The organism is Psychrobacter sp. TAE2020, from assembly GCF_018919485.1.
In the GTDB taxonomy this organism is placed as follows: domain Bacteria; phylum Pseudomonadota; class Gammaproteobacteria; order Pseudomonadales; family Moraxellaceae; genus Psychrobacter.
Window position 1 is genome coordinate 505391 of sequence record NZ_JAHLMU010000001.1, and the last position, 23439, is coordinate 528829.

General features: G+C 41.7%; 25 protein-coding genes. 13 read left to right on the forward strand and 12 right to left on the reverse strand.

Going from position 1 to position 23439, the window contains the following annotated elements; translation table 11 throughout:
• Positions 1-37 precede the first annotated feature (37 nt).
• Positions 38-901 carry a glycosyltransferase gene (locus KPY62_RS01960; RefSeq protein WP_216580587.1) on the reverse strand — a complete coding sequence of 288 codons (864 nt, stop codon included), beginning with the start codon at positions 899-901 and terminating at the stop codon, positions 38-40.
• 260 nt (positions 902-1161) lie between these two features.
• Here KPY62_RS01960 and KPY62_RS01965 point away from each other — a divergent pair, with 260 nt between their 5' ends.
• From KPY62_RS01965 to KPY62_RS01980, 4 genes are all read left to right on the forward strand, one after another.
• A complete protein-coding gene (locus KPY62_RS01965; protein ID WP_216580588.1) occupies positions 1162-2781 on the forward strand; it encodes a glycosyltransferase family 39 protein in 1620 nt (539 codons plus the stop codon).
• Positions 2782-2906: 125 nt separating this feature from the next.
• Entirely contained in the window at positions 2907-3998 is a 1092-nt protein-coding gene (locus tag KPY62_RS01970; protein WP_216580589.1) for a glycosyltransferase family 2 protein, read from the forward strand.
• Positions 3998-4522, forward strand: a complete 525-nt coding sequence (locus KPY62_RS01975) for a GtrA family protein (RefSeq protein WP_216580590.1) — start codon at positions 3998-4000, stop codon at positions 4520-4522. The genes KPY62_RS01970 and KPY62_RS01975 overlap by 1 nt, the downstream gene beginning before the upstream one ends.
• A complete protein-coding gene (locus tag KPY62_RS01980; protein ID WP_216580591.1) occupies positions 4519-5529 on the forward strand; it encodes a ChbG/HpnK family deacetylase in 1011 nt (336 codons plus the stop codon). The genes KPY62_RS01975 and KPY62_RS01980 overlap by 4 nt, the downstream gene beginning before the upstream one ends.
• 134 nt (positions 5530-5663) lie before the next feature.
• Here KPY62_RS01980 and KPY62_RS01985 read toward each other — a convergent pair whose 3' ends face one another.
• Positions 5664-6593 carry a branched-chain amino acid transaminase gene (locus tag KPY62_RS01985; protein WP_216580592.1) on the reverse strand — a complete coding sequence of 310 codons (930 nt, stop codon included), beginning with the start codon at positions 6591-6593 and terminating at the stop codon, positions 5664-5666.
• 217 nt (positions 6594-6810) lie between these two features.
• The gene (gene glnE, locus KPY62_RS01990; protein ID WP_216580593.1) at positions 6811-9648 is read right to left on the reverse strand and encodes a bifunctional [glutamate--ammonia ligase]-adenylyl-L-tyrosine phosphorylase/[glutamate--ammonia-ligase] adenylyltransferase; all 2838 of its coding nucleotides are present in this window, start codon (positions 9646-9648) and stop codon (positions 6811-6813) included.
• A 426-nt stretch (positions 9649-10074) separates the two neighbouring features.
• On the opposite strand from glnE, the gene KPY62_RS01995 reads away from it, so the two are divergent.
• The 6 genes from KPY62_RS01995 (at position 10075) to KPY62_RS02020 (ending at position 14444) form a co-directional block, all read left to right on the forward strand.
• Positions 10075-11361, forward strand: a complete 1287-nt coding sequence (locus KPY62_RS01995) for an amidohydrolase (protein ID WP_216580594.1) — start codon at positions 10075-10077, stop codon at positions 11359-11361.
• A 215-nt stretch (positions 11362-11576) separates the two neighbouring features.
• Positions 11577-12629 (forward strand): NADP-dependent oxidoreductase, encoded by a 1053-nt coding sequence (locus KPY62_RS02000; RefSeq protein ID WP_216580595.1) that lies wholly within the window; start codon positions 11577-11579, stop codon positions 12627-12629.
• 160 nt (positions 12630-12789) lie between these two features.
• Entirely contained in the window at positions 12790-13236 is a 447-nt protein-coding gene (gene tusD / locus KPY62_RS02005; protein ID WP_216580596.1) for a sulfurtransferase complex subunit TusD, read from the forward strand.
• Positions 13237-13304: 68 nt separating this feature from the next.
• The gene (locus KPY62_RS02010; protein WP_216580597.1) at positions 13305-13628 is read left to right on the forward strand and encodes a hypothetical protein; all 324 of its coding nucleotides are present in this window, start codon (positions 13305-13307) and stop codon (positions 13626-13628) included.
• A gap of 64 nt (positions 13629-13692) precedes the next feature.
• A complete protein-coding gene (locus tag KPY62_RS02015; RefSeq protein ID WP_216580598.1) occupies positions 13693-14037 on the forward strand; it encodes a hypothetical protein in 345 nt (114 codons plus the stop codon).
• Positions 14038-14141: 104 nt separating this feature from the next.
• Positions 14142-14444 (forward strand): TusE/DsrC/DsvC family sulfur relay protein, encoded by a 303-nt coding sequence (locus KPY62_RS02020; RefSeq protein ID WP_228730713.1) that lies wholly within the window; start codon positions 14142-14144, stop codon positions 14442-14444.
• A 126-nt stretch (positions 14445-14570) separates the two neighbouring features.
• Here the strand turns inward: KPY62_RS02020 and KPY62_RS02025 are convergent, their stop codons facing one another.
• A complete protein-coding gene (locus tag KPY62_RS02025; RefSeq protein WP_216580600.1) occupies positions 14571-15122 on the reverse strand; it encodes a tRNA (cytidine(34)-2'-O)-methyltransferase in 552 nt (183 codons plus the stop codon).
• Between the two features lie 354 nt (positions 15123-15476).
• Between KPY62_RS02025 and KPY62_RS02030 the strand changes: the two genes are divergently transcribed.
• Entirely contained in the window at positions 15477-15617 is a 141-nt protein-coding gene (locus tag KPY62_RS02030) for an entericidin A/B family lipoprotein (protein WP_216580601.1), read from the forward strand.
• A gap of 94 nt (positions 15618-15711) precedes the next feature.
• On the opposite strand, the gene hemW is transcribed toward KPY62_RS02030, so the two are convergent.
• On the reverse strand, positions 15712-17004 hold the full coding sequence (gene hemW / locus KPY62_RS02035; protein WP_416384048.1) for a radical SAM family heme chaperone HemW: 1293 nt from the start codon (positions 17002-17004) through the stop codon (positions 15712-15714).
• 339 nt (positions 17005-17343) lie between these two features.
• On the opposite strand from hemW, the gene KPY62_RS02040 reads away from it, so the two are divergent.
• Positions 17344-17829 carry an EVE domain-containing protein gene (locus KPY62_RS02040; protein WP_216580603.1) on the forward strand — a complete coding sequence of 162 codons (486 nt, stop codon included), beginning with the start codon at positions 17344-17346 and terminating at the stop codon, positions 17827-17829.
• Between the two features lie 408 nt (positions 17830-18237).
• Here KPY62_RS02040 and KPY62_RS02045 read toward each other — a convergent pair whose 3' ends face one another.
• The 4 genes from KPY62_RS02045 to KPY62_RS02060 all read right to left on the reverse strand — a co-directional run bounded on the left by KPY62_RS02045 (position 18238) and on the right by KPY62_RS02060 (position 21032).
• On the reverse strand, positions 18238-18534 hold the full coding sequence (locus KPY62_RS02045) for a DUF4298 domain-containing protein (protein WP_216580604.1): 297 nt from the start codon (positions 18532-18534) through the stop codon (positions 18238-18240).
• Positions 18535-18631: 97 nt separating this feature from the next.
• Positions 18632-19240, reverse strand: a complete 609-nt coding sequence (locus KPY62_RS02050) for a nitroreductase family protein (RefSeq protein WP_216580605.1) — start codon at positions 19238-19240, stop codon at positions 18632-18634.
• Between the two features lie 62 nt (positions 19241-19302).
• Positions 19303-20241, reverse strand: coding sequence for a pirin family protein (locus tag KPY62_RS02055; protein WP_216580606.1), 939 nt, complete (start codon positions 20239-20241; stop codon positions 19303-19305).
• 80 nt (positions 20242-20321) lie between these two features.
• On the reverse strand, positions 20322-21032 hold the full coding sequence (locus KPY62_RS02060) for a pirin family protein (RefSeq protein ID WP_216580607.1): 711 nt from the start codon (positions 21030-21032) through the stop codon (positions 20322-20324).
• Positions 21033-21381: 349 nt separating this feature from the next.
• On the opposite strand from KPY62_RS02060, the gene KPY62_RS13645 reads away from it, so the two are divergent.
• Positions 21382-21576: a GNAT family N-acetyltransferase gene (locus KPY62_RS13645; RefSeq protein ID WP_324033931.1), complete on the forward strand. Its 195-nt coding sequence runs from the start codon at positions 21382-21384 to the stop codon at positions 21574-21576.
• A gap of 83 nt (positions 21577-21659) precedes the next feature.
• Here the strand turns inward: KPY62_RS13645 and KPY62_RS02070 are convergent, their stop codons facing one another.
• Genes KPY62_RS02070 through KPY62_RS02080 form a run of 3 tightly spaced genes read right to left on the reverse strand, consistent with a single transcriptional unit; the run spans position 21660 to position 23381 of the window.
• Complete coding sequence (locus tag KPY62_RS02070; protein WP_216580608.1) at positions 21660-22388, reverse strand: YoaK family protein; 729 nt, start codon at positions 22386-22388, stop codon at positions 21660-21662.
• Positions 22381-22935, reverse strand: a complete 555-nt coding sequence (locus tag KPY62_RS02075; protein WP_216580609.1) for an NADPH-dependent FMN reductase — start codon at positions 22933-22935, stop codon at positions 22381-22383. Before KPY62_RS02075 ends, KPY62_RS02070 begins: the two co-directional genes overlap by 8 nt.
• A 53-nt stretch (positions 22936-22988) precedes the next feature.
• The gene (locus KPY62_RS02080) at positions 22989-23381 is read right to left on the reverse strand and encodes a DoxX family protein (RefSeq protein ID WP_216580610.1); all 393 of its coding nucleotides are present in this window, start codon (positions 23379-23381) and stop codon (positions 22989-22991) included.
• Positions 23382-23439 lie beyond the last annotated feature (58 nt).

The following is a 23439-nucleotide window of genomic DNA, read 5'->3' on the forward strand; positions in this document are numbered from 1 at the left end:
CCTTCTTTTAACCATTATTAGTAGCTTCATTGGTAGTTTAACGATTAAATAAACGTGATAGAAACGACTTAGACTCATTTGCCCGAGTTACTTTATTACCTTTATAGCGCTTATGAGTCTTTTTTGGAAAGCTGCCAAAAGGTTGCACTCTATAGTTATCTAACTGGTAACCAGCAGCAAGGGCATCGTTATAATAGCTATCGAACAATTCAATAAGCTCTGATCTAGGGTGCGGTATTACTTTGCCATCAAACCAATGCTCAAAGCCTTCCTTCTCAACTCTTGCTAACGCATATTTATGGCTAAACTGAGTGCCCATATCTGAGTAATGCAGTATTTTGATATCTTCGATTGCCAGCTCTTCTCCATCGACACAGTTATAGCTGTCTTGATACGGTTGCACCAATTGCGCTTTTTCTTTTAGTAAGTCCATCATTTTTTGATGACCGTCAGCATCCATCTTAAGCTGTTCCATAGGCAGGATAACATTTTGTGCTTTACTACAATCCCAGATACAAGTACATAAACGTGTCATATCAGCTTTTGTTTTGGCTGCAACGATAGCTTGCCCAGCAATAGGATGCTGCCATAATTTGGCTAAATCGCCTAAAACAATAACGTCGGCATCCATATATATTGCTCTTCCAGAGTAGTTACAATACTCCGGAACTGCCCAACGAAATCCTGAAAAAGGGGTGGCCCATTTAGTAGTATTCCAGCCCTCACCCGTTTCAGGGTTAGAGTACCAGTAGCTCTGAGGATCACGTGATAGCTGCATCCATACGATTTCAACAGGCGCACTAGTATGTTTATGAATACTGTAGTCCAATACCATCATTTGTTCTAAATCACAGTTATTAGGATCACAACCAACAAATATTCGGATAGTGTCATTGTTCATAAGACGTTCTCATAAGTTTATAACGATATTAGAAAACAAAAAATTATCACATCATGCTTTTACAGACGGCGCAATTATTTAGTCAATAATTGAATTTAGCTATATCTATAAATTTAGATAGAATGATAACTCTGACTATGACTTACTAGCAATAGACTTTATACTATCATCCAAACTATTTAGAGTCGCTCATGACATAGTGTTATGTCGAGCAACCTCAAAATGACTCCAAACCTTTGCATGATAAGAAGAGTTCAAATATGACCCCTGATAACGAACTTCTCTCCAGTTCTACTTCTAAAGATGGTGATTTTAAAGATAGTAGCAATACTGGCAAAAGTAACTTACAGCAATGGCAAAGATTTGGTCTATTGTTATTGGTTTATTTCCTGATTTGGTCAATCGCCCCAGTCTTTCTTGCTAGTAGCGTACCATTCGATGTCAGTGAAGGTATCAACTGGGGCAGCGAATGGCAATGGGGTTATTACAAGCATCCCCCATTTTCATCTTGGGTATTATACAGCTTCTATAAAATTTTTGGTCATGTTGGCCCCTACTTACTCAGCCAGCTCTATGTAATATTAACGCTTTTTTTAGTTTATCAGCTGGGCAAGCAAATTTGGTCACAAGCTATTGCACTGTTGGGCAGCGTGCTGACTTTGGCAGTAGTTTATTATACTTACCCTAGCCTTGAGTTTAATCATAATGTAGCTCAATTTCCTATTTGGGCCGGATTGTATTTAGCTTTTTATCAAGCCTTAACTCGCAACCGTCTAACCGACTGGCTATTACTAGGGGTGTTGGGTGGCCTTGGTATGCTCACTAAGTACAGCGTAGTATTTTTGCTGCTACCGATGGCGCTATACTTGATTCTGCCAAGACAGTGGCCGCTATTAAAACAGCCACAGCCTTGGTTAGCAGCCTTTATTATGCTGGCTATATTTGCACCGCACTTATATTGGCTAGTAAGCCATGACTGGCTGCCCTTCGGTTATGCCAGTGGCCGCGCCCATGATGTGGGTGAAGCTGCCGATAACATTAAGCGTCATTTTAGTTGGCTAAGCTTTATCGTCGCCCAACTAGTGGCTCATATTCCGTTACTGCTGATATTATTATTTAATCGTAAACGCTTATTGGCTATTAGCGACTATAAGCATAGCTTGCCAAAGGGTGCCTCTTTGCTTTGGTATCTTTGGCTGGCTCCTATAGGGGTACTAATCATATTGAGCTTAGTATTTGGCATAGGTCTGCGTGATATGTGGGGTATGCCGATGTGGGCGCTATCAGGACTTCTTGCGGCCTCCTTTATCACCCCTGCCAGCCAAAAGCTAACTACGATCAAGATAACTAAGGCGCTTATTATTTGGTTGATACTCGCTACGGTATTGACAGTGATATACGTAGGGTTTGGTGATAAGATACGCGATAAGCCATCAAGGATGCAATGGCCAGAACAGGCACTTGCGGCACAAGCACAAGCTACTTGGCAGTCTTTGAGTAATTGTCCATTAGACAGTGTATCAGGTGATCGCTGGCTTGGTGCTTTAGTGGCTATGAATAACGGTTTTCCCTCACAAATGATATCAGGCCCTGCTAGCCATTCACCATGGATGAATACTGAGCGCTTACAACAAAACGGTACTCTAGTAATCTGGCAGGAAACTGGTGCTAATACTAATAGTTATAAACAAGACGATATCGTTTTGCCTTTGCTAGAGGAAGTAGCTGTAAGTACGGCTAATCAGCAAGAAAGTGCAACCAACTCTAATTTATTGACTAAGCAACAAGGTCAATGGAGAATGGCTTGGCGAGATACAAATATCACTGAGCCGTTAGCCATAAACTGGGTTGCTTATATTCCCAGCAACTGTGCTAAGTAGCCTATATATCCTAGATAGCCTGTAATCAAAGGCTATCCATCTATTATATTAAGTAGTTACTAATTAGAACCATCACACCCTAATAATAAACCCTCAATCCTCTTTGTAACCTTAACGAGTTTTTCATGTCGCAGGATTATAGTTACTTACCGTACTTGTCTATCATTATGCCAGCCTACAATGATGCTGAAGCGTTACAGGCGTTCTTACCACAAGTATTTGAGTTTGCCGCAGCATTAGCTACGCCTAAAGCCGACGATACTGCTGATAAAAATAACCATAAGCGCCTAAGCTGTGAGATCATCATCGTTGACGATGGTAGTAGTGATCATCTATTAGAAGTAGTGACAACTTTAATGCCGAGTCGGCCTAATAACACTGAGCTGATTTTATTACGTTTATCACGTAACTTTGGTAAAGAGCCAGCGCTGAGTGCTGGGCTTGCCCGAGCAGAAGGTGAGTTAGTAGCAATGATAGATGCCGATGGCCAACATCCTTTGCCAGTATTAGCCCAAATGCTTAGCATGATTGAGCAGTCTAATATTGACATGGTTGCCGGTATTCAGGCTAACCGTCCTCATGAGAGCAAACTGGCTAAAACTTTAAAGCGTAGTTTTTACTTGTTTATCCAAGACCGTCAGCGTTACGAGATTCGCCCCAATGCTGGCGACTTTCGAGTGATGAATCGTAAGGTAGTAATGGCGCTGCGCTCATTGCCTGAGCGTCAACGTTTTATGAAAGGCTTATATGCTTGGGTAGGTTTCAATACGGTTTATTTGCCCTTCACTGCTGATAATCGCGATACTGGCGAGAGTAAGTTTAACTTTGGTAGTCTATTTGAGTTGGCCTTAGTAGGTATTACTTCTTTTTCGCAAAAACCTTTACGCTTGATATCACGTATGGGCTTTATAGTGTCAGCACTAGCTTTTTTATATGGTCTTTACATCGTTATCGAAACCTTATTGTTTGGCAGTGACGTCGCTGGCTGGGCCACTGTTGCCGCTGGCATTATGTTCTCCACTGGTATTCAGCTAGTCTGCATTGGAGTCATTGGCGAATATGTCGGTCGTCTCTACGAAGAAGTAAAACAGCGCCCTTTATACTTAATTGATGAAGCTATTAGTAGCACCGATAACAATAATGGCATAACTCGTGACATCAGCATTAATAGCTATGAGATATCCACTTCTTTAACCAAACAAAACAACGAACAATAATGAATAAAATTGCTATAACTCAGTCAGCATCGCAGCAAGCATTATGGTTTTTAGCTGTTGGTGCTAGTGCAGCTTTAGTGCATTTTTTGATACTTATAAGCGTTGTAAACTTTACTACTGTTGGTCCGGCATGGGCTAATGTTGTCGCCTTTTTAATAGCTTTTATTGTTAGTTTTTTTGGCCATTTTTATCTTACTTTTAGTCAGTCCAACAATAGTACTGATAAACATAGTTTTAATAACGATGACTATGATGGTAATAATTATAATGGCAATAACTATGACTATAAAAAAAATCGTCGTGCCAACGCTAACAAAGCACCTTCATCTTGGCGCCTTTCATTACCAATACTACTAAAATGGTTTGCCAGTTCATTACTGGGTTTTATAGCCAATCAGAGTTTATTTGTCTTAGGACTAAGCTGGTTCGGTGAGCGTTATTACATAATAATATGGTTGGTAGTCACTGGTATTATCACCGTGATGACTTTTGCATTAGGTAAACTTTGGGCATTTAAATCATGAATAACACCTCTCAAAATAATAAGGCTCAAAATAACGTGAGCTCTCCTCCTAATAACGCCCGCGCGGTCATCATTAACGTTGATGACTTAGGACTATCACACGCTGTCAATAAGGCGGTAATACGTTTGGCTGAGCGCGGAATTATTGGTGCTAGTAGCTATATGGTCGGCGGCAATATCAGTGATAGCGATATCACTAAGCTGGCTGAAATGAATGTCGATATTGGTCTCCATTTAGATTTGACTGGTGTCTACCCATCAACGCTAAGTGCTACGCTTAAGTCTTTGATTATAGCTAGCTATTTACGTCGATTAAAACCCATGCAAGTGACTGAGGTTATCCAGCATCAGTTAGATAGTTTTGAAGATAAATTCAATCGTGCGCCAGCATTTATTGATGGTCATCAGCACATTCATCAGTTCCCGATCATACGCGAGCGTTTGATCCAAGAGTTAACTAGCCGTTATGGTAGTAGCAATGATAAGGCAAATAAAAGCTCGCATCATGCTATTAGCGCGCGCGTGACCACTCCTCTTGTTAACGACTTTAAGTCTTGGGTTATCTATTCTCTTGGCGGTCGAGTATGGAATAAACTATGTCGGCAGCATAATATCGCTACTAATGATAAATTCGGTGGGGTTTATGGTTTTGATGTTACTAGCCAGCAGCTAGCAGCCCTATGGGACAAATGGCTGAGTGCAGCTCCACGGACTAGATATCTGCAGCCAGGTTTATATATCGAGTCTTTTACTTTTGAGTCTTCGGGGACTTATGCTCAGTATGGGTCGACCACCCCGCCTATTCATTCTGTACCGTTGTCTTTACCACGTGATGTAACGACTACTTTACTAATGTGCCATCCTGCTGTCCCTGATAATAGCTGGCAAGATGAAATTAAGGGGGCACGTGAGCGCGAATTTGCCTGGTTGATGAGCAATCAATTTGAAGACTTATTACAGCAACAGCAAGTTAGGTTGGTGCGTTGGTCTGATATCGTAGCTATGTAGACTATAATTATTTTTTTACTTTAGCCCAATAAAAAGCCAAGACTCGTAACAAGTCTTGGCTTTTTATTGGCGCTCTTCTTAGCTAAAAAGCTTTAATTAAAAAACTCTAGCTTAACAAACCTAGTTACTAAAGCTTAGTCAATAAAGCTTAACCAGTCCATATATTGCTCGTTGCGGCCATGAACCACATCGAAGTACAAGGTTTGCAGTTTTTCAGTCAATGGGCCACGACCACCGTTACCAATAGTGCGGTCATCGTATTCACGAATAGGAGTGACTTCAGCAGCAGTACCTGTCATAAATATTTCATCGGCTAAGTAAAACTCGTCACGAGTGATACGACGCTCAGTGACTTTAATGCCTAAATCGTTAGCGAATTGAATGATACTACGACGAGTAATACCATCTAAGGCTCCGCCTGCTAGATCTGGTGTATGTAGCTCACCATCTTTGACTAAGAATAAGTTCTCACCTGACCCTTGGCATACATAGCCTTGTGAATCCATCATGATCGCTTCATCATAGCCGTTACGAGTCACTTCACGGTTAGCCATGATAGACACCGGATAGTTACTTGAGGCTTTGGCCTTACACATGGTGACATTTGGCAGATGATGAGTATAAGAGGAAGTCTTGACTCGGATACCATTTTGGATGCCCTCCTCACCAAGATAAGCGCCCCAATGCCAAGCAGCAACCATAGCATTGATACTATTATCATGAGCTGCTAAGCCCAATTTCTCAGCGCCAATCCATATTAATGGACGGATATAGGCTTCTGCTAAGTTATTCTGTTTGACTACATCTTTGTGTGCTTGCTCAAGAGTTGCAGCATCAAAAGGCACTTGCATTTGGAAGATTTTTGCTGAGCCTAACAGACGATCTACATGATCTTTTAGACGAAATACAGCCGTACGCTTATCAGCAGTTTGATAAGCACGAACCCCTTCAAATACGGCGATACCATAGTGCAAACTATGAGTAAGTACATGAATTTTGGCATCGGGCTGATCGATCATCGTGCCATTCATCCAAAGCTTGCCGTCTTGTGTTGCCATGTTCATTCGATATTCCTTATGCTAGCGCTAACGTCTAACTTGTATGTTGAGTTTTATGTTAAGTTTTAATTTTTATCGTGATTTTATTATCTAGTTTACTGCTCGATTGCTTGAGTGCTATAACAGTTAAGCGAGTTATTGTTGCAAGCTGCGAGAGATTATATCACCAGCAGCTATCGCAAATGAAATCTTTTAGTTTACCCTTACAGGGCTTTTATTTATGCTAAACACCCATCAAACGCTGCCACTGACCTTGTACTAAAGTGCGCGTTTCCACCCATAATCCTTCATCTACTAGCAGTGATTGTTCGGAGAGTGCTAACTGATGGCTGGCAGCACGAATACGCAGATAAGCATCAGTCAAGTCTTGACAGATCCCAGTGCTCCAAATACCCAGTAATGCCATTTCCTCAAAGATACGTACGTTATCACTCCATTTGGTCAAGCTAGGATAGTCATGAGAATAAGCCAATACTGCAAACTGCGCTAAGAACTCGATATCAACGATACCGCCTGCATCTTGTTTTAAATGAAACTTACCTTCTTGTTGTTCCCACTGGCTAGTGCCTAAATGCTTTTGCATTTTTATACGCATACTAGTCACTTCTATGCGCACTTCATCTAAGGTGCGTGGCAGCGCTAGTACTTCACGGCGAATATCACAAAAGCGTGCCATCACCCTTTTATCACCACATATTGCCCGTGCACGAACTAGCGCTTGATGCTCCCAAGACCAAGCTTTACTCAACTGATAAGTCTCAAACGCATGACAGGAGACTACCATCATCCCCGCATTGCCAGATGGTCGTAGGCGCATATCTATCTCATAAGCGCGACCATCTCGAGTCTGAGTGTTTAGATAAGTCATTAACTTTTGTGCCAAACGAGCGGCAAACTTCATACCACTAACGGAAGTCTCACCAGTCGTCATGCCCTGCTCTTTTATCTTGTGCAAAAACACTAAGTCTAAATCAGAAGAATAAGAAAGCTCAAGCCCGCCAAGTTTGCCATAGCCGATAATAGCAAAGCCGCAATCGGCCTCTGTTACTGGATCTCCGTCTTGACCAATAGGATAACCATAACGTCTAACTAGCTCAGAAAAACCACGCTCAAGCGCCGCTTCTAATACCACAGCGGCAATAAAAGTCAACGAGTCAGATACTTTCATGATCGGTCTTTCCGCCAGTACATCGCTGGCCGCTACCGCTAACACTTGATTCTTTTTAAACAGCCGTAGTACGCTTAGCAGCTCCTCTTCGTCATCACGCTCTACGCGCAGCAGGCGTTGACGCAATATATCACGCAGCTCAGGCTTATCCGGTAAGTGGCGATAGCGCTGCTGTAGAAAGGTGTCGAGCAATACCGGGTATAGCGCCAGCTCATTAGCAATCCAGGGGCTTGCCGATAGCATGGGAATCAGCTCGACGGTCGCATTGGGATTTTCAGCCAGCATGACTAAGTAGATAGAACGCCGACAAATAGCTTCTAATAAAGTGATCAATCGGGGCAAGGCGGTATTGGCTAGCTGTTGCTGTTGTTGATGAGCAAGCAAGGCATGCAACACTACAGGATAAGCTGCATCCAAACGGGATCTGGCTTCATCACTGAGGTTTGCCACCATTTTTGACTGCCAAAAAGCATCTAACTGCGCTCGGCTCTGTTCCGTCAGCACGGTATCAAGTTGGGCGATTTGCTGAGCAATATTAGCAGGCTCAAGGGTACTGTCTTCTTGCGTTGGCATTTGCCGTTCCGTCACCATACGCTCGAATGGCGCGTTAACATCTTCTCGATGATCATTTAAGGTTACTAACAAGGCCGACCAGTCGGCAAAGCCTAAAGTTAACGCTAGGTTATGCTGCCAAAACTCATCATGAGGTAGTCGCTGGGTCTGCTGATCATTAATAGCCTGAATAGCGTGCTCAAGACGACGCAAAAATCGATAAGCGGCTTGCAGTTTCTCATAAGTCAGCGGCTCGAAGTATTCAAGCTCATACAAAGCTTGCATAGCTTGTAGACAAGACTTGACCTGTAACTGCGGCTGACGTCCACCGTAAATAAGCTGAAAGGCTTGCACAATAAATTCAATATCACGAATACCACCAGCACCCAGCTTAATATTATCCAAATCCTCACGCTGCGCCACTTGATTTTGAATCAAGGATTTCATTTCACGCAGTGCTGAAAACGCACTGTAATCCACATAATAACGAAAAACAAAGGGCTTTATCATTGCCTGTATTTCATCATAAAACGGTGATTCAATTTGACCCACTACTCGCGCCTTCAACCAAGCAAAACGCTCCCATGCACGACCATGATTGCTAAAATATTTCTGTAATGCTGACAGATGAATCGCCAAGTCACTACCGTCGCCCCAAGGACGCAAGCGCATGTCTACTCGAAACACAAAACCGTCAGCCGTATTATTATCAAGCAGCCTAATGACCCCTTGACCTAGACGAGTCATAAAGCGCTTATTATCAATACTACGCGTGCCTTTTAATTTATCCCCATCAGTCTCGCCGCGACCTTGATGGATAAAAATCAGATCAATATCACTGGACAAATTAAGCTCTTGCGCGCCTAATTTTCCCATCGCCATAATAGCCATATCATCGACTTGTGGCTTGCCTTGCGCATTGATAAAAGTGGGTTGACCATACTTAGATACTAACTGCTGATAAGTATAACTCTTGGCAAATAACAGACAGCCATCAGCGAAGTCAGAGAGCTCATCCGTTAATTGTTCAAGCTTAATGAGAGCCAAAGCATCTTGCCAAATCCAACGCATCATCATCAGCATACGTAAATGGCGTAAGCCACTCATCACCTTACTCTCATCAGCCAGCTGATAATTCTCATCTAGAGTATAATCTTGAATCAAATCGTCGATCTGCTGGCGAGTAAGCGTCTGCTCTAATGGGTAGCTGCGTAAAAATGTCTGACAGGATATGGTCCGACTGTCCCATATTTGATAAGCGAACTCACTGGCGGTTTGCAAAACTTGTAGCTGCTCAGGTGTTGGCTGGTAGTCTTTATGACTGGATGTAGCAGAGGACATAGTGACACAAACTCCTGGCGAGATAGTTGAGAATATTGAGATTTAAAATCATTAAAACCATAGTTAAAGCTGAGCTTTGACCAGTAGTGGCACTAATTTTTATTTAAATATTAGTGACCGCAGCAAGCATTATGTTAACTGAACAAAACCTACTAATCGTAGTGGTAAGTGTCTAAGCCTATAATGACCTAAAATTATTCCTAGAAAATTATAAAGACATCTACAGCAACAGTGCTTAGCATAAAATTACTTTTAACAACGTTGACACTCTTGGATTGAACCAGCTTTATGGTAGCATAAATACCCTGAGCATGACCGATCTAGCCGTTGTCTGAGGGTCCATAAAAATACTTAGCCGTAACTTGGTTAAATATTTTGCAACGCTATCTTAAAATAATCCATGCCATGATTCTAAGTGAGTATTCTATGTCGCCTACTAGGCTTAACTCTATAACCAATAATGATTTTTTGCTAAGTAATGTCCGCTTAGAAACCGGCTTTATTTATGATGACCAGCAACAAGTCATCGCTACCCAAACGGCTATTTTTGATATTATAGTCACCAACGGCACTATTCAACAGATAACTAAAAAACCAGCCATAAGCTCTGCCAGCTTACCTAGTAATTCGAATGACGATTTACAGAACTATTCAGACAACGTTGATGCTAACGGTTTGTTGATGCTACCTACTTTTCAAGATATGCACATCCATATCGATAAAACATATTATGGTGGTGCTTGGCAAGCAGCGCCGTGGACTGGCAGTATCAAAGATATGATTAGCTTGGAAGAAAAACTAATTCCTAAGTTATTACCTAACTCGCAACACAGAGCTGAGCTCGCTATCCAACTAATGCAAAGTCACGGCTCTACTTTTGCACGCTGTCATTGCAATGTAGACCCAGTCAGCGGTCTCAAAAGCTTAGAGCACTTGCTATTAGCCTTAGACCATTATAAAGACAGTTTTAACTGGGAAATTGTGGCTTTTCCGCAGCACGGTATTCTCTATTCAAAATCTGAGAGCTTATTACGAGAAGCGGCCCAGATGGACATCGACTTTATCGGTGGTCTTGATCCGACGATTGTAGATGACGATGCGAAAAAGTCTTTAGATATCATGTTCGATATCGCCTTAGATTATGACAAAGGCGTTGATATACATCTGCATGAAGACTTACCCTCTGGCAAAGCGGTCATGGAGCACATGATAAAACGGGTTAAAGAAAACAAAGCTCTACAAGGTAAAACCTTTATCACTCATGCTTATGCTCTGGCAATGCTACCGCCACTAGAGCTTGAGCATCTAGCCGCTGAGTTCGCAGAATATGGTATCGGTATTGTCACTAGTGTGCCTATAGGTCAAAATGCGCTACCTATTCCTACTTTATTGAAACATCACGTTAAAGTGCTAACCGGTACCGATAACTTGATGGATAATTTTTCGCCCTTTGGCTTAGGTGACATGCTACAAAAGGCCAATTTATGCGCGCAACTTTATGGTTGGACTGACGAATATTGTCTAAATCGTGCCTTACAGATGGCTACTAATAATAAGCAAACTTTACCCTTAGATGATCAAGGCCAGCAAGTTTGGCCTTATGTAGGTGCCGATGCTAATTTTATATTAGTCAAAGCCTCTTGTTCAGCGGAAGCGGTCGCCCGTCTACCCAAACGTGAAGCGGTTTATTATCAAGGTAGAGCCATACTTTAGATGCGAGCTTTAATAAAGCCTTAAATAGGCTAGCTGCTCTTAATAGCTCTTAGCAACCTGCTCTAATAAATGCTAGCTAATATTAAAAGCTCATCAAAACCAACAGTTTTTATTATAGGCGATGTTTAGTTAATAAATAATTATTGAACAATTGCCCATCATAGTAAAGCTTTAGAAAAACATAAAACATAAAACATAAAACAAAGGATATTAAAATGAATAATTCACAACAAAATAAACAGATCGTCTTGGCTCAGCATCCTAAAGATCAAGTGAATCAACAGACTTTTAGACTTGAAGATATCGATATGCCTGACTGCCAAGCTGGCGAGGTACTGCTAAAAAGTATCTATGTATCCGTTGATCCGGGTATGCGCGGCTTCATGGATAAAGGCGATAGCGATAATGCGGGTAACAAATTTCCGATTGATAAGGCTATTACTAGTAGAAGTGTGGCACAAGTCATCGATAGTGCTAGTGAAGATTTTAAGAAAGGCGATATCGTTCATGGTCGCTTAGCTTGGAAAAAGTATCAGAGCTTTGCTGTAGATACTCTTGAAAAAGTAGATCCGGATATCGCACCGATTTCAACCGCAGTAAGCATGCTTGGCATACCAGGCTTAGCGGCTTATTTCGGTATGCTAAAAATTGGCCAGATTAAACAAGGTGAAACCGTAGTAGTATCTGGTGCCGCAGGCTCAGTAGGCAGTATCGCCGTACAGATTGCACGCATTAAAGGCTGTAGAGTTATCGGCATTGCTGGCTCTGCTAAAAAGATAGACTATCTACAAGATGACTTAGGCGTAGATAAAGCTATTGATTATCATCAAACTACTGATATGCAAGCGGCTATCAAACAAGCCTGTCCGGATGGTGTCGATGTGTTCTTTGATAATGTCGGTGGTGAGCTATTCGATGCTGTATTCGCTAATATTAATGAGCATGCCCGCATCGCTATCTGTGGGCAAATCGCTGATTATAACCACGGTGAAGTACCACAAGGCCCACGCCCTATGCATCATTTGATCAAAAAAAGCGCTCGTATGGAAGGCTTTGTGGTTTATGATTTTGCCGATGAATTCGATGCTGCTAAACAGCAGCTTAGTCAATGGTATAATGAAGGTAAAATGACCTACAGAGAAAACCTGATAAAAGGTTTTGAAAATATACCTTCAGCCTTTATTGGCTTATTCGAAGGTGAGAATATCGGCAAGCAAATGGTGAAAGTTGCTGATGTCGACACTAATGCTCCAGTCGATACCCAATAAAATAACCACATCACTCTATGAGGCGACACTGCGCTTTGCTTGGGCATCTATCTTTGTCATAATAGACTCAATAACGTTAAAAATGACTTAATAATATTCTTCAGTGACTATTAATAACAATGAACAACCATAAAACCCGACAACTTGTGATGCTACGCTTATGACTACTGTTACTCCGCTATTGTTAATTACCAAAGATCCTAGCCATCCACTCGCTGAGCTAGCATTGCGCTACGCTCGTGCTTTCGTTGAACAAGCGGCTGAAGTAAATACTAGTAATCAAACTCAGATCTCTGACAGCAGTGAGGTCGCTTGTACACCCTTAAAGCTTTTCTTTTATGCGGATGCCGCCCATATAGCCAATCGCCTACGTTGGCAATCTGCCGATCAAGCCAATCTAACCCAACAGTGGCAAGCACTTGCGCAGCGCTATAAGTTACCCTTAGCTGTCTGTGTCAGCACTGCCCTTAGTCGTGGTGTTAGTGATAGCGATAATAGCGCCCGTCATCAATTACAGGGTAATAATGTCGCTCAAGGTTTTGACTTAGTCGGCTTAAGTGATCTGGCTATGATGATGCAAAGTGACTGCCGTCTAATACAGTTTTAGCAAAAATGGCAATCAAGCAATAACCATAACAATGGCAAGCCACATCAAAGCCTAAGTAAGGATAAATAATGAAGTTACTGATTCAGCTGCGTACTCCGACTGAGATGGCAAGCTATGAGGGCTGCGCACTGGCCTTAACCTTAGCGACTTTTGGTCATCAAGTGCAGCTTTATTTAGATGCGCCAGTGTTTGGCTTATTGATGCAGCCTAAATCACGCTTGCACGGCATGATTCAATCGCTAGAATTATATGACATGCCAGCAGCTTGGCTACCTAATGATGTCTTTAGCGGTTGGCTGACAGGTATGGTGCCTATCGACTTAGCTAGCCAGTTAACGCTCATTCCTGAAGTAGTTAATAGCCAAGACTTCGAGCAAATATTAACCTTTTAGGGGTTATTGCAAACCTTATCCCAAGCGCTTTTAGCCTCTCTATTTTGTAAAAACGGACACTTGCATGGCAACTCTATATCAATTACATAGCACGATGGATACCCTAAGAAGCTGTACTAGTGAGATGGCTCTTACTTGGCAGGACGGTGACAGTATTATCTTGCTCGGTTCAACAGTGGCTTTTGTTGCATGGTTAACCGCTTATCTCGATGATGCCGATATAGTAGATATCAAAGCCATCTATGCCTTAGCTGATGATGTGGCGCAACTTAGTAGTGATACCGCAGTTCGACTCAATCTTGATAGCAAGCTCACCGCTATATTGACCGATAGTGAATGGGTGGCTTTGACTCTAGGTGATTATGCTGACAGTCAGCCGTTCGATAAAGTAGTGACTATTGCCTTATGACCGATAAAACCTTAAATGCTGAGGTAACTGGCACGGCTTGTAGCGCGTATAATAGGGACTGTAATAAAAGTGATGCTGAGCTTAGTAACGCCACCCCCTTAGTATTGGACGAAGACGGCCATCTCTGTAATCATAATATTTGGACAGCAGCTATCGCCCAGCAACTCGCCGATACTTTAGAGGTTGAGCTAAGTGGCGAGCATTTAGCCGTTTTACAGCAAGTTCGCAAATTTTTTGATAAATTCAATCATGCTCCTGCTACTCGTCCACTGATCAAATGGCTACAGCAGACCTTACCTGAGCACGACATCAGTAACCAAAAGCTACAGCAGCTATTTAACACTGGATTGGTGGCGCGTCATGTCAATCGCTTAGCTGGTCTACCTAAACCACCAAACTGTTTATAGTTAGTAATTAATAGTTAGTAGTTAGCAGCATTTTATATATACTTTTTCAGCTTCTCTAGATTCAGCTCTCAGCGTAGTTAACTCATCGTTGAACTGGCTTTTTTTAAGCCAGCTCAGTTAAACTCGCTATTTGGCATCATAGACAGTCAAAGTATCATAACCAGTGCTGCGACCGTTGTCACCATTGAAGCCCTGCTGTCGCCATACTTCATAGAGACATATTGCTACGCTGTTAGACAGATTTAAGCTGCGCGAATCAGGCAGCATTGGTAGTCTTAGCCAATTATTAACACCAATGTCTTCTCGTATCTCATCAACTAACCCAGCTGTTTCAGAGCCAAATACTAAAGCGACATTGCTAACATTAGCTTGAGCAGCATCAGCCTGTTCAGTAAAGCTATAATCGTAGAAGGGCTTGCTAAGTTTAGTAGTCAAGGCAGTAATAATGTGACAGTCAGAAGCGATTAGAGCCTGCTTAGCGGCTGCCCAATTATCATGAACTTGCAACTGAGCATATTCATGATAATCAAGCCCTGCTCGACGCAACTTTTTGTCATCTAGCTCAAAACCTAGCGGCTGCACTAAATGTAGTTGCGCACCACTATTAGCACATAATCGAATGATGTTACCAGTATTGCTAGGCATCTTTGGTGCTACTAGCACGATATGAATGGTCATAGAGTTTCCATAAATTAAAAAAAGACCAAAAATTGACAGCTGTAGTATAATGCAAAAATATATTTTATGATGTTGCAAGCTCAGTAACTGTCTATAGAAATTTACAGAGATAGCGATTTAAAGCTGATCACGGTAATCAAAAGTTACAGTTTATTAGTAATAATTACACTTTGATACTTTGCATATTTTTTAACTTTTATTATGATGTCTGTGTCGGATAGCAAGCATATGTTAAGATTGATATTTAATCTCTTCATAGAACTACCTATTCAATATTTGATAAATAATGCTCAAGCAAAGCGCTTAGCGTCATTTGTTTTACCTGCACTATCCATCCATTTTGAGGAAAATATTATGAAAAAAGTAATTATCGCATCTTTAGCTGCTATGTTTGTATTGACTGGTTGTAACACATTCAAAGGTTTTGGCCAAGACGTATCAAGCGCTGGCGATGCCGTAACTGGTACTGCTAAAGAAGTACAGAAAAAAATCTAAGCTACTGCTACTTAGAAGTTATAAAAGGCTTACCATTTGGTAAGCCTTTTTTTGCTTAAAGATACGGCTTAGGCCCCACTATGTGATTTGGTAATCACAGAAACTCTCGCAGGATTTGATTGAGATAGCGCTGACCCAGCTTAGTCGGTTGCAGTCTATCTGTACTAGCGACCAACAAGCCTTGGTTCACCAGCTTATCTACTTTCGCTGCAATGTTTCTATAAGCCAAGCCAGTGCGCTGAGTAAATAATTGCCAACTTACCCCAGTATGCAAGCGTAAGGCATTGAGCATAAACTCACTAACTAATTCGTCACTAGCAATCGTATGCCAGTCAACCATTTTAGGCGCACTTTTCTTGCTTGTATCCGCTATAAAAGAGCTATCTACAGTCAGGTCTGATAAGTGTTGATAAGCAACATAATCTTTCGGTAGTCGTGATTTACTAAAGCGATAAATATCGGGCTGTAGCGATGATGCACCCTTTAATATCGAGCCTGATAGTATATTTGCTAAGCGTTTTGACTGATCATCACTAACCGTCACTTTGCCGTGCGCCCCCGCTCCAATCGCCAAGTAATCACCAAATTGCCAGTAATTCACATTATGACGACAAGGCTGATCTAACCTCCCCGCCCATGCCGATACTTCATAATTGCTATAGCCTAAACTTTGTAGTAGCGCATTGCCTGCCTGCTCAATATCTGCCAAGTCATCCTCATCGGGCAAGATGGGCTGACTTCGATAAAATACTGTATTAGGCTCGATAGTTAGCTGATACCATGAGATATGCGTGGCACCCGTATCATGGGCGGTTTGGATGTCATGTAGCGCCTCAACGAGGGTTTGCTGCGGTAAGCCATGCATCAAGTCTACATTGACTCGGGTAAAGCCAGCTTCGCGTGCAGCTTTAATGGCCGTTACAGCTTGCATAGGATCATGGATACGCCCAAGCGTTACTAGCTTCTCCGCAGAGAAGCTTTGTACTCCTATGGACAATCGATTAATTCCTACCTTTAGATATTCAGCAAACGGCGCGTGCTCTAAGGTTCCGGGATTAGCTTCCATAGTAATTTCGATATCATCAGCAAAGTCAAAGATCTGACGTAATCCAGCAAATAGGCGCTGATATTGCAAAATAGGCAATAACGACGGCGTGCCCCCACCAATAAATATTGAGCTGACCTGACGTCCTTGAGTCAAGGGCTGCTGCAGTTTTGCATCTAGCAGTAGCGCATCTACATACTCATCATATCTCTCATCCAGCGCCTGCTCACTATCCACTGGTAACTCATGTGAATTAAAGTCACAATAAGGGCACTTTTTTACGCACCATGGAATATGAATGTACAGCGCTAGCGGAATATCTAACGCTTTTATAATAGGCAAGCTTGCATTATCTTGCTTAGCCTCAGCTTTATGAATATTGTTATTAGTATCAGGTTGAGATATTGACATAGGATAAACTTATAGTTGCAAGACTGCATTGAGCAGTAGATGTGGCTGGCTAGAGTAACGGCTAAACCAATAAAAGCAAAGCTTTGATGATATTTGATTAATAGTGGTTGTCTGCTAAAAAAACAATGAGTGATAAAGATAAGAGCTGAAATAGGCTATATTGATAACATAACCAGTAACAAACGCTAATACTAACCGTCTACACTTATAGGCAAAATGGTTGGCAGATATTGATAATATTCTAACAACAGTGAAAAAAGGACATCAAGCATGGCGTATTGGTTAATGAAATCTAATCCTAAGTTTTTTGGTATTGACGACCTGCGCCGCATGGGGACTGATACTTGGGACGGCGTACGTAACTATCGTGCCCGAAATTTTATGCGTGATGATATGAAAGTCGGTGATCAAGTGATTTTTTATCATTCAAGCGCCAAACCCTCTGGTGTCGCTGGAATCATGACTATCAGTAAGGCGGGCTACCCTGATCCCAGTCAGTTCCATCCTGAACATCGCCATTATGACCCTATAGCGACCGAAGAACAGCCACGCTGGTATATGGTGGAGGTTACTTTTGAGCAGGCCTTGATAGAAACCTTACCCTTATCTGCTATTAAATTCATACCGGCTCTTGAAGATTCTTTATTACTTAGAAAAGGCTGTCAGCAATTGACGGTTATTCCCCTTGAACCTAAGCACTGGCAAGCGATAATGGATATGGCTGAAAGCTTAGAGTTGTTAGAGGACTATGAATAAGATATAGCTATAAGAATCAATCAGATTTTCTTACTGGTTCGGTTCCTTAGTGAGGGCTTGAACCTTTGACTATAGGCGAATAGTATCAATGTTTTAACTCGCTGAGATAGCCACAGTGTAATTTGTGGTGTAAATTTAGTGAGCTTTTGGATCATTATTTTTATTTACCATAAGCGCTGTTATGGGAATAGTATTTTATGGAAATAATGAACTTTTTGGAGATGGGTTTGCGAGCAGTCATCTTACTTATATGTGCTTGAGTCTGATTACCGCTTAAATAGAACACTCAATATTGAAGCAATAGAAAACCTTAGAAAACATAAGCTTCTTGTTTTTAACTCCTATTACACTATTTTCAGTATAGAAGAGACGGTTAATATATATTGCTTTGAAAAACAAGGTTTAAAATCAACGGTCTATAACATTGAGTCCTAGCCTCATCCAACGAATTGCCTGTTCTTGATGATCGGTTAACGCACTCCAAAGAGCGTCTTCACTAGTGATGGAATACCTATTATCTGTACACTCAACCATCACCTTGTTTTCATGATCGTCTCTCCACTGCTCACTCTGATAGTAAGTTTGAAGCTCAGATAATAATGTACTGGCTTCTAGCCATTTTTCCTGAGCATCTTGCATCTGTTCATTTAGCTCGTGCCAACGCTCATACTTTTTTTGCAGCGCTTGGGCATCAAAAACATCCATTGTATTACTCCAGTCTATAAATATAAAAAAACCAATAAAACCGCTCAGATATATTCATAGCAGCTTCATTGGTTATATTGTATTCAAAGCTAATATATTAGCCAAATACTTTCATACGCTCTTCTACAGGCTGAAACGCTTTTTCGCCTGCTGGCTGATCAATAGAACCGAATACCATTTGAGCGTTCAACTCCCAATCATCAGCGATATTCCATGCATCAGCAACTCTCTGATCGATGACTGGATTATAATGCTGCAAGTTAGCGCCGATATCTAAGCTCGCTAATGCTGTCCAAATCACATATTGATGCATAGCACTGGTCTGATGTGCCCAAATTGGGAACTTATCCGCATATAGAGGTGCTGCTTCTTGCATGTTTCTCACGACGCCTTTGTCCTCGAAGAACAATACTGTCCCCGCACCCGCTCTAAAGCCTACGATTTTATCTTTAGTACCTTGGAACTTCTCGTCATCACCGACGATAACCTTAAGTGTCTCTTCAGTGATGTCCCATAATTTTTTATGATCTTCACCGAATAACACCACGATACGCGCGGACTGTGAGTTAAAAGCGGATGGCGTGTGCAAGACTGCATGCTCAACCAGCTTAACCACTTCATCATTAGAAACGGGTAGCTGATCGCTTAGTGCATAGATAGAACGACGCTTTTCGGCTAGTTGTTGTAAGTCTTTTAAATTTGACATAGTTTTCTCCGTTAGGTTTAAATTAAAATTTATTAAATGATAAAAGTATTAACCCTTAGACTTTAACCTTTAAAGCCTTGAGGTAATTCAGGCGCTGGTAAGCGTTTCATATCTGAGTCCACTTCACCAAAGCGCTCATGACCGTTGTTCCAATCGATAATTGATTGCTCGATCTCTTCCTTACTATCAGCGACGAAGTTCCACCATAGCAGTACTTTTTGATCTAAAGGCTCACCGCCTAAAAACATGACGCGTGTGCCTTTTTTAGCGCTAATTTTCACGTTACGCTTATCGGTAATATCAGCCTCATCAAAGCGAATGAGCTCATCTTGCTGATAGGTTTTGTCTTTAAGCGCAACCTCACCGACGACGACTAATATGCCGTGCTCAAAGCCTTTATACAAGTTAAGGGTCACCTCACTGTCTTGTATAAAATCAACATCGATACCGACTAGCTTTGAGTATTGCAGGGTTGGCGCGGTATAAGTCTCTCTTGCCGTATTAGTATAGCTACCCGTAGTCAAAGTCAATTTGACGTCATTTTCGGTCCACGTTGGCAGCTCAGGATAATGATGAAAGCTGCGTTCAATCTGCTGATCAGTCGGTAGTGCAATCCATAATTGCACGGCATGTAGAGCACGTGCTGCCTCATCTGAGCCACCGTTTTCTGGAAAGACGCTCTGCTCAGTATGACTAATACCTTGGGTCAGACCTGTTCCAGCCGTCATTAGATTGACTTCGTTTTTAGTAATCACTTTCTCATTACCTAAGCTATCTTTGTGCAATACTTCGCCTTCTAACATCCAGGTAAAGGTCTGCAAGTTAGTATGTGGATGACGACCTACCTGTAATCCTGGCTCTTGCTCACCAAACTCAGCGGGGCCTGCATGATCTAAAAAGCACCAAGCACCGATAGGTTCTTTGCCTTTATTAGGGAGCAGGCGCGCAATCAGAATACCGCCAACATCAGCAAGCCTTGGCTCTAGGGTTTGAATACTCATTATCTACCTCTTGTTATCGATTATTAATTGTTTAAAGTAGGCTGGGTTTTTAACCCAGCATCTAGCCTTAGGCCCTATCTTTACTGCATCGGTACTTCCATTAACAATACTCTAGAGTCCTCAGTAGCATCCATTATGAAGCTTTTAGTATCCCAAACGCCTAAACCATCGCGAGTAGCTAAAGTGTTACCGTTAATCGTGACACTACCTTCTAGTACTAACACGTAGACACCATTATTAGCATCTTTCAGGTCATAAGTTTCGGTAACGCCTTTGTCGAAATTACCCATATGGAACCAAGCGTTCTGATGAATCCAAACCCCAGCGTCGTCTGCGTTTGGCGATAGCACTTGGTTGAACTCATTAGCTTTCATGTGCTCATCCATACGCACTTGCTGATAACGCGGTGTCACACCCATTTTGTTAGGTATCACCCAGATTTGTAGGAACTTGACTGGCTCGTTGGCATCACCATTCATCTCACTATGAGTAATACCTGTGCCCGCTGACATGACCTGAATCTCACCAGTTTCGATAATACCTTCGTGACCGATATTATCGCCATGACCAAGCTTGCCAGATAGGGGAATACTGATAATCTCCATATCGCGATGTGAGTGCTGACCAAAGCCTTGACCACCAATTACAAAATCATCGTTAATGACTCGTAGCGCACCAAAGCCCATACGCTCTGGATTAAGATAGTTGGCGAAGCTAAAAGTATGACGGCTTTTAAGCCAACCGTGATCAGCGTTGCCACGAGAGTCGGCGGCATGATAAAGTGTTTTCATAAGTTATCCTTTATAATTGGTTGCTTATTTAAGCTATGGGTCTATTATAATTGTTGACTACATATAGATAAACAATGATTGTTGCAAATGACTATTCTTATTTATAGAACAATAGATGCTTGGAATTAACCTAATATAATAGTCACGCCATAATTCGCGTCACCCATTAGTACCAATAGACAGGTGCAAAAATATTAATTACAAAGAGAGAATAACAATGTCAAATCAGCATACAACGCATTACGATGTGATCGACAATAAAAGCCAAAATCGCTTTGAGATTCATATTGATGATCAAATTGCCTTTGAAGACTATGAGTTTTTTACCACCTCATAAGGTGAGAAGGGTATTGAATATAAGCACACTTTATTACCAGAAGCGCTTAGTGGTCGCGGTATTGCAGGCTACTTAGTTAAGGTTATCTTAGATTGTGCAGCCGCTAGAAAACTGCGCGTAAAGCCAACTTGTCCTTATGTGAAGTCTTACATTGATAAGCATCCAGAATACCAAGCCGATTCGGTGTTTCATGGTGCGAAAGCCTAAGACAATATGCATAAAAAAAGCCATGATAAATCATCATGGCTTTTTACGATTAATGGCATTACTCAGTAACGGTAGAACTTTTATTAACTAATATGCTGTAAGAACTCTGAATTACGTGCTAGTAGTGATAAGTACAACACAGGAATGACAAACAAACCGACTGCCCAATAACTGAGATTCACGTACAGCACCGCACCGAGTAGCGCGCCAATCACAAAGCTGATAACCAATGCCGCGCTATGCCCCAATTTTTTGGCATTATCAGCGCTACGGTTGGCAATATAATCTGACAGACCAATACCCAGTTGAGTCGTATTACCCGTCATTAATACCGTAGGACTCATATGTTTGATGACTGTTTTACTAGCCGTATTACGAATAGCAAGTGCGGTTAAACCTAAGCCACCAGTGATGGCGACGGTTATATCGCCTGCTTTAGTGAAAGGTTGAAAGGACAATCCTGCTATCATAAATGCGCTCAAAAATAGCGCTTCTGCCAAGAACAAATGACTAAGTACTAACGTTTGCCTCTGACTTTTATCAATATATATTTTGGTAATAACTACCGTTATTATAAAAAGTGGCACCGATGCCAGCTTGATCCACAAGCCATCTTCACCTTTAACCAAACCGCTACCAGCCAGTACTAAGTTACCCGTGACATGAGCGGTAAAAAAGCCAAATAAAGTGATAAAGCCAATGGTATCAATCGCCCCACCAACTATCGTTAATAGTATAGGCGCTTGATAGCGTTGCCAAAAGCTTGGTGTCTTACGATCTAGAGTGTTGTTATCAGCGACAGCTTTAGGCACTGGTATTTCCTGCAAAATCCACGAAATCAGTCACAAAGCGCTGTAAGAATTTCTGTGTGCGCGGGCTAACACTACCATCGTCATTTAAGCTGTCAGTTGCACGACTTAAATGAATTTCAGGATCAATCATCATTTTTGCCGAGAGCATTTGCATACTTTTTCTGACATCAAGGCCACTATTAATACCGCCAAAACTGCCTGACGAGGCCGTCACTACCGCAAGTTTTTTATGGGTCCACACGCTTTCTTTATAAGGACGTGAGGCAATATCTACGACATTTTTCAAGGCGGCAGGCATAGTGCGGTTATGCTCTGGTGTGACAATTAATACGGCATCAGCGCCTGTCAGCTGCTGACGCACACGCTCATAGCTATCGATAGCTGTATCATCATAATCCTGATTGTAAAGGGGTAAATCTGCGATATAGACTTCTTTTATAGTCACGCTTTCAGGCATCTGCGACACCATATATTCTGCAAATTTACGATTGATAGATTCTTTTCGCAAGCTGCCAATAATTAAGGCGATGTTTATGGCTGCGCTCATAGCGGCTCCTTGATTATGATGATAAAACGATATTTTATAAGCCATTTACTCTACTATATTCTGCGATGATTACTGTTATCAATTGAATAAGCACCTGCTCCATGAGCAAATATCATCAAGAAACCACCCGCCATCGCAATGTTTTTCATGAAAGGGTTCATCTGTGATTCATCTATCCAGAATTGATGGAAAAGCAGCGCTGATATAATATTGAATCCAACCAGTAAAATAGCAACGAAACGCGCTTTGAAACCAAAGAGAATAGCAAGGCCGCCGAAAAGTTCAACCGCGATAACCAAAGGTAACAGCATCCCAGGCACACCCATTGATTCCATATAACCTTGAGTGGCCGCGTAGCTAGTAATTTTAGTAAAGCCTGAAAAGATAAAAATCATTGATAAAAAAAGGCGTCCAATTGGCGCACTTAACGCTTGCAGTTTGTCCATGGGTTTTCTCCAGTAATAGAATGTTTTTTTAAGCTTTTATTTGATTATGCGACGGTAC

What these genes read in the sequence shown, in the direction of transcription:
- KPY62_RS02010 (WP_216580597.1), top strand. Translation starts at nt 13,305, where the DNA reads ATGAAGTTACTGATTCAGCTGCGTACTCCGACTGAGATGGCAAGCTAT.
- KPY62_RS02040 (WP_216580603.1), top strand. Translation starts at nt 17,344, where the DNA reads ATGGCGTATTGGTTAATGAAATCTAATCCTAAGTTTTTTGGTATTGAC.
- KPY62_RS01965 (WP_216580588.1), top strand. Translation starts at nt 1,162, where the DNA reads ATGACCCCTGATAACGAACTTCTCTCCAGTTCTACTTCTAAAGATGGT.
- KPY62_RS02045 (WP_216580604.1), bottom strand. Translation starts at nt 18,534, where the DNA reads ATGGATGTTTTTGATGCCCAAGCGCTGCAAAAAAAGTATGAGCGTTGG.
- KPY62_RS01995 (WP_216580594.1), top strand. Translation starts at nt 10,075, where the DNA reads ATGTCGCCTACTAGGCTTAACTCTATAACCAATAATGATTTTTTGCTA.
- tusD (WP_216580596.1), top strand. Translation starts at nt 12,790, where the DNA reads ATGACTACTGTTACTCCGCTATTGTTAATTACCAAAGATCCTAGCCAT.
- KPY62_RS01985 (WP_216580592.1), bottom strand. Translation starts at nt 6,593, where the DNA reads ATGAACATGGCAACACAAGACGGCAAGCTTTGGATGAATGGCACGATG.
- KPY62_RS01975 (WP_216580590.1), top strand. Translation starts at nt 3,998, where the DNA reads ATGAATAAAATTGCTATAACTCAGTCAGCATCGCAGCAAGCATTATGG.
- KPY62_RS02060 (WP_216580607.1), bottom strand. Translation starts at nt 21,032, where the DNA reads ATGAAAACACTTTATCATGCCGCCGACTCTCGTGGCAACGCTGATCAC.
- KPY62_RS01970 (WP_216580589.1), top strand. Translation starts at nt 2,907, where the DNA reads ATGTCGCAGGATTATAGTTACTTACCGTACTTGTCTATCATTATGCCA.
- KPY62_RS02025 (WP_216580600.1), bottom strand. Translation starts at nt 15,122, where the DNA reads ATGACCATTCATATCGTGCTAGTAGCACCAAAGATGCCTAGCAATACT.
- glnE (WP_216580593.1), bottom strand. Translation starts at nt 9,648, where the DNA reads ATGTCCTCTGCTACATCCAGTCATAAAGACTACCAGCCAACACCTGAG.
- KPY62_RS01980 (WP_216580591.1), top strand. Translation starts at nt 4,519, where the DNA reads ATGAATAACACCTCTCAAAATAATAAGGCTCAAAATAACGTGAGCTCT.
- KPY62_RS02030 (WP_216580601.1), top strand. Translation starts at nt 15,477, where the DNA reads ATGAAAAAAGTAATTATCGCATCTTTAGCTGCTATGTTTGTATTGACT.
- KPY62_RS02050 (WP_216580605.1), bottom strand. Translation starts at nt 19,240, where the DNA reads ATGTCAAATTTAAAAGACTTACAACAACTAGCCGAAAAGCGTCGTTCT.
- KPY62_RS01960 (WP_216580587.1), bottom strand. Translation starts at nt 901, where the DNA reads ATGAACAATGACACTATCCGAATATTTGTTGGTTGTGATCCTAATAAC.
- KPY62_RS02075 (WP_216580609.1), bottom strand. Translation starts at nt 22,935, where the DNA reads ATGAGCGCAGCCATAAACATCGCCTTAATTATTGGCAGCTTGCGAAAA.
- KPY62_RS02000 (WP_216580595.1), top strand. Translation starts at nt 11,577, where the DNA reads ATGAATAATTCACAACAAAATAAACAGATCGTCTTGGCTCAGCATCCT.
- KPY62_RS02015 (WP_216580598.1), top strand. Translation starts at nt 13,693, where the DNA reads ATGGCAACTCTATATCAATTACATAGCACGATGGATACCCTAAGAAGC.
- KPY62_RS02080 (WP_216580610.1), bottom strand. Translation starts at nt 23,381, where the DNA reads ATGGACAAACTGCAAGCGTTAAGTGCGCCAATTGGACGCCTTTTTTTA.
- KPY62_RS02055 (WP_216580606.1), bottom strand. Translation starts at nt 20,241, where the DNA reads ATGAGTATTCAAACCCTAGAGCCAAGGCTTGCTGATGTTGGCGGTATT.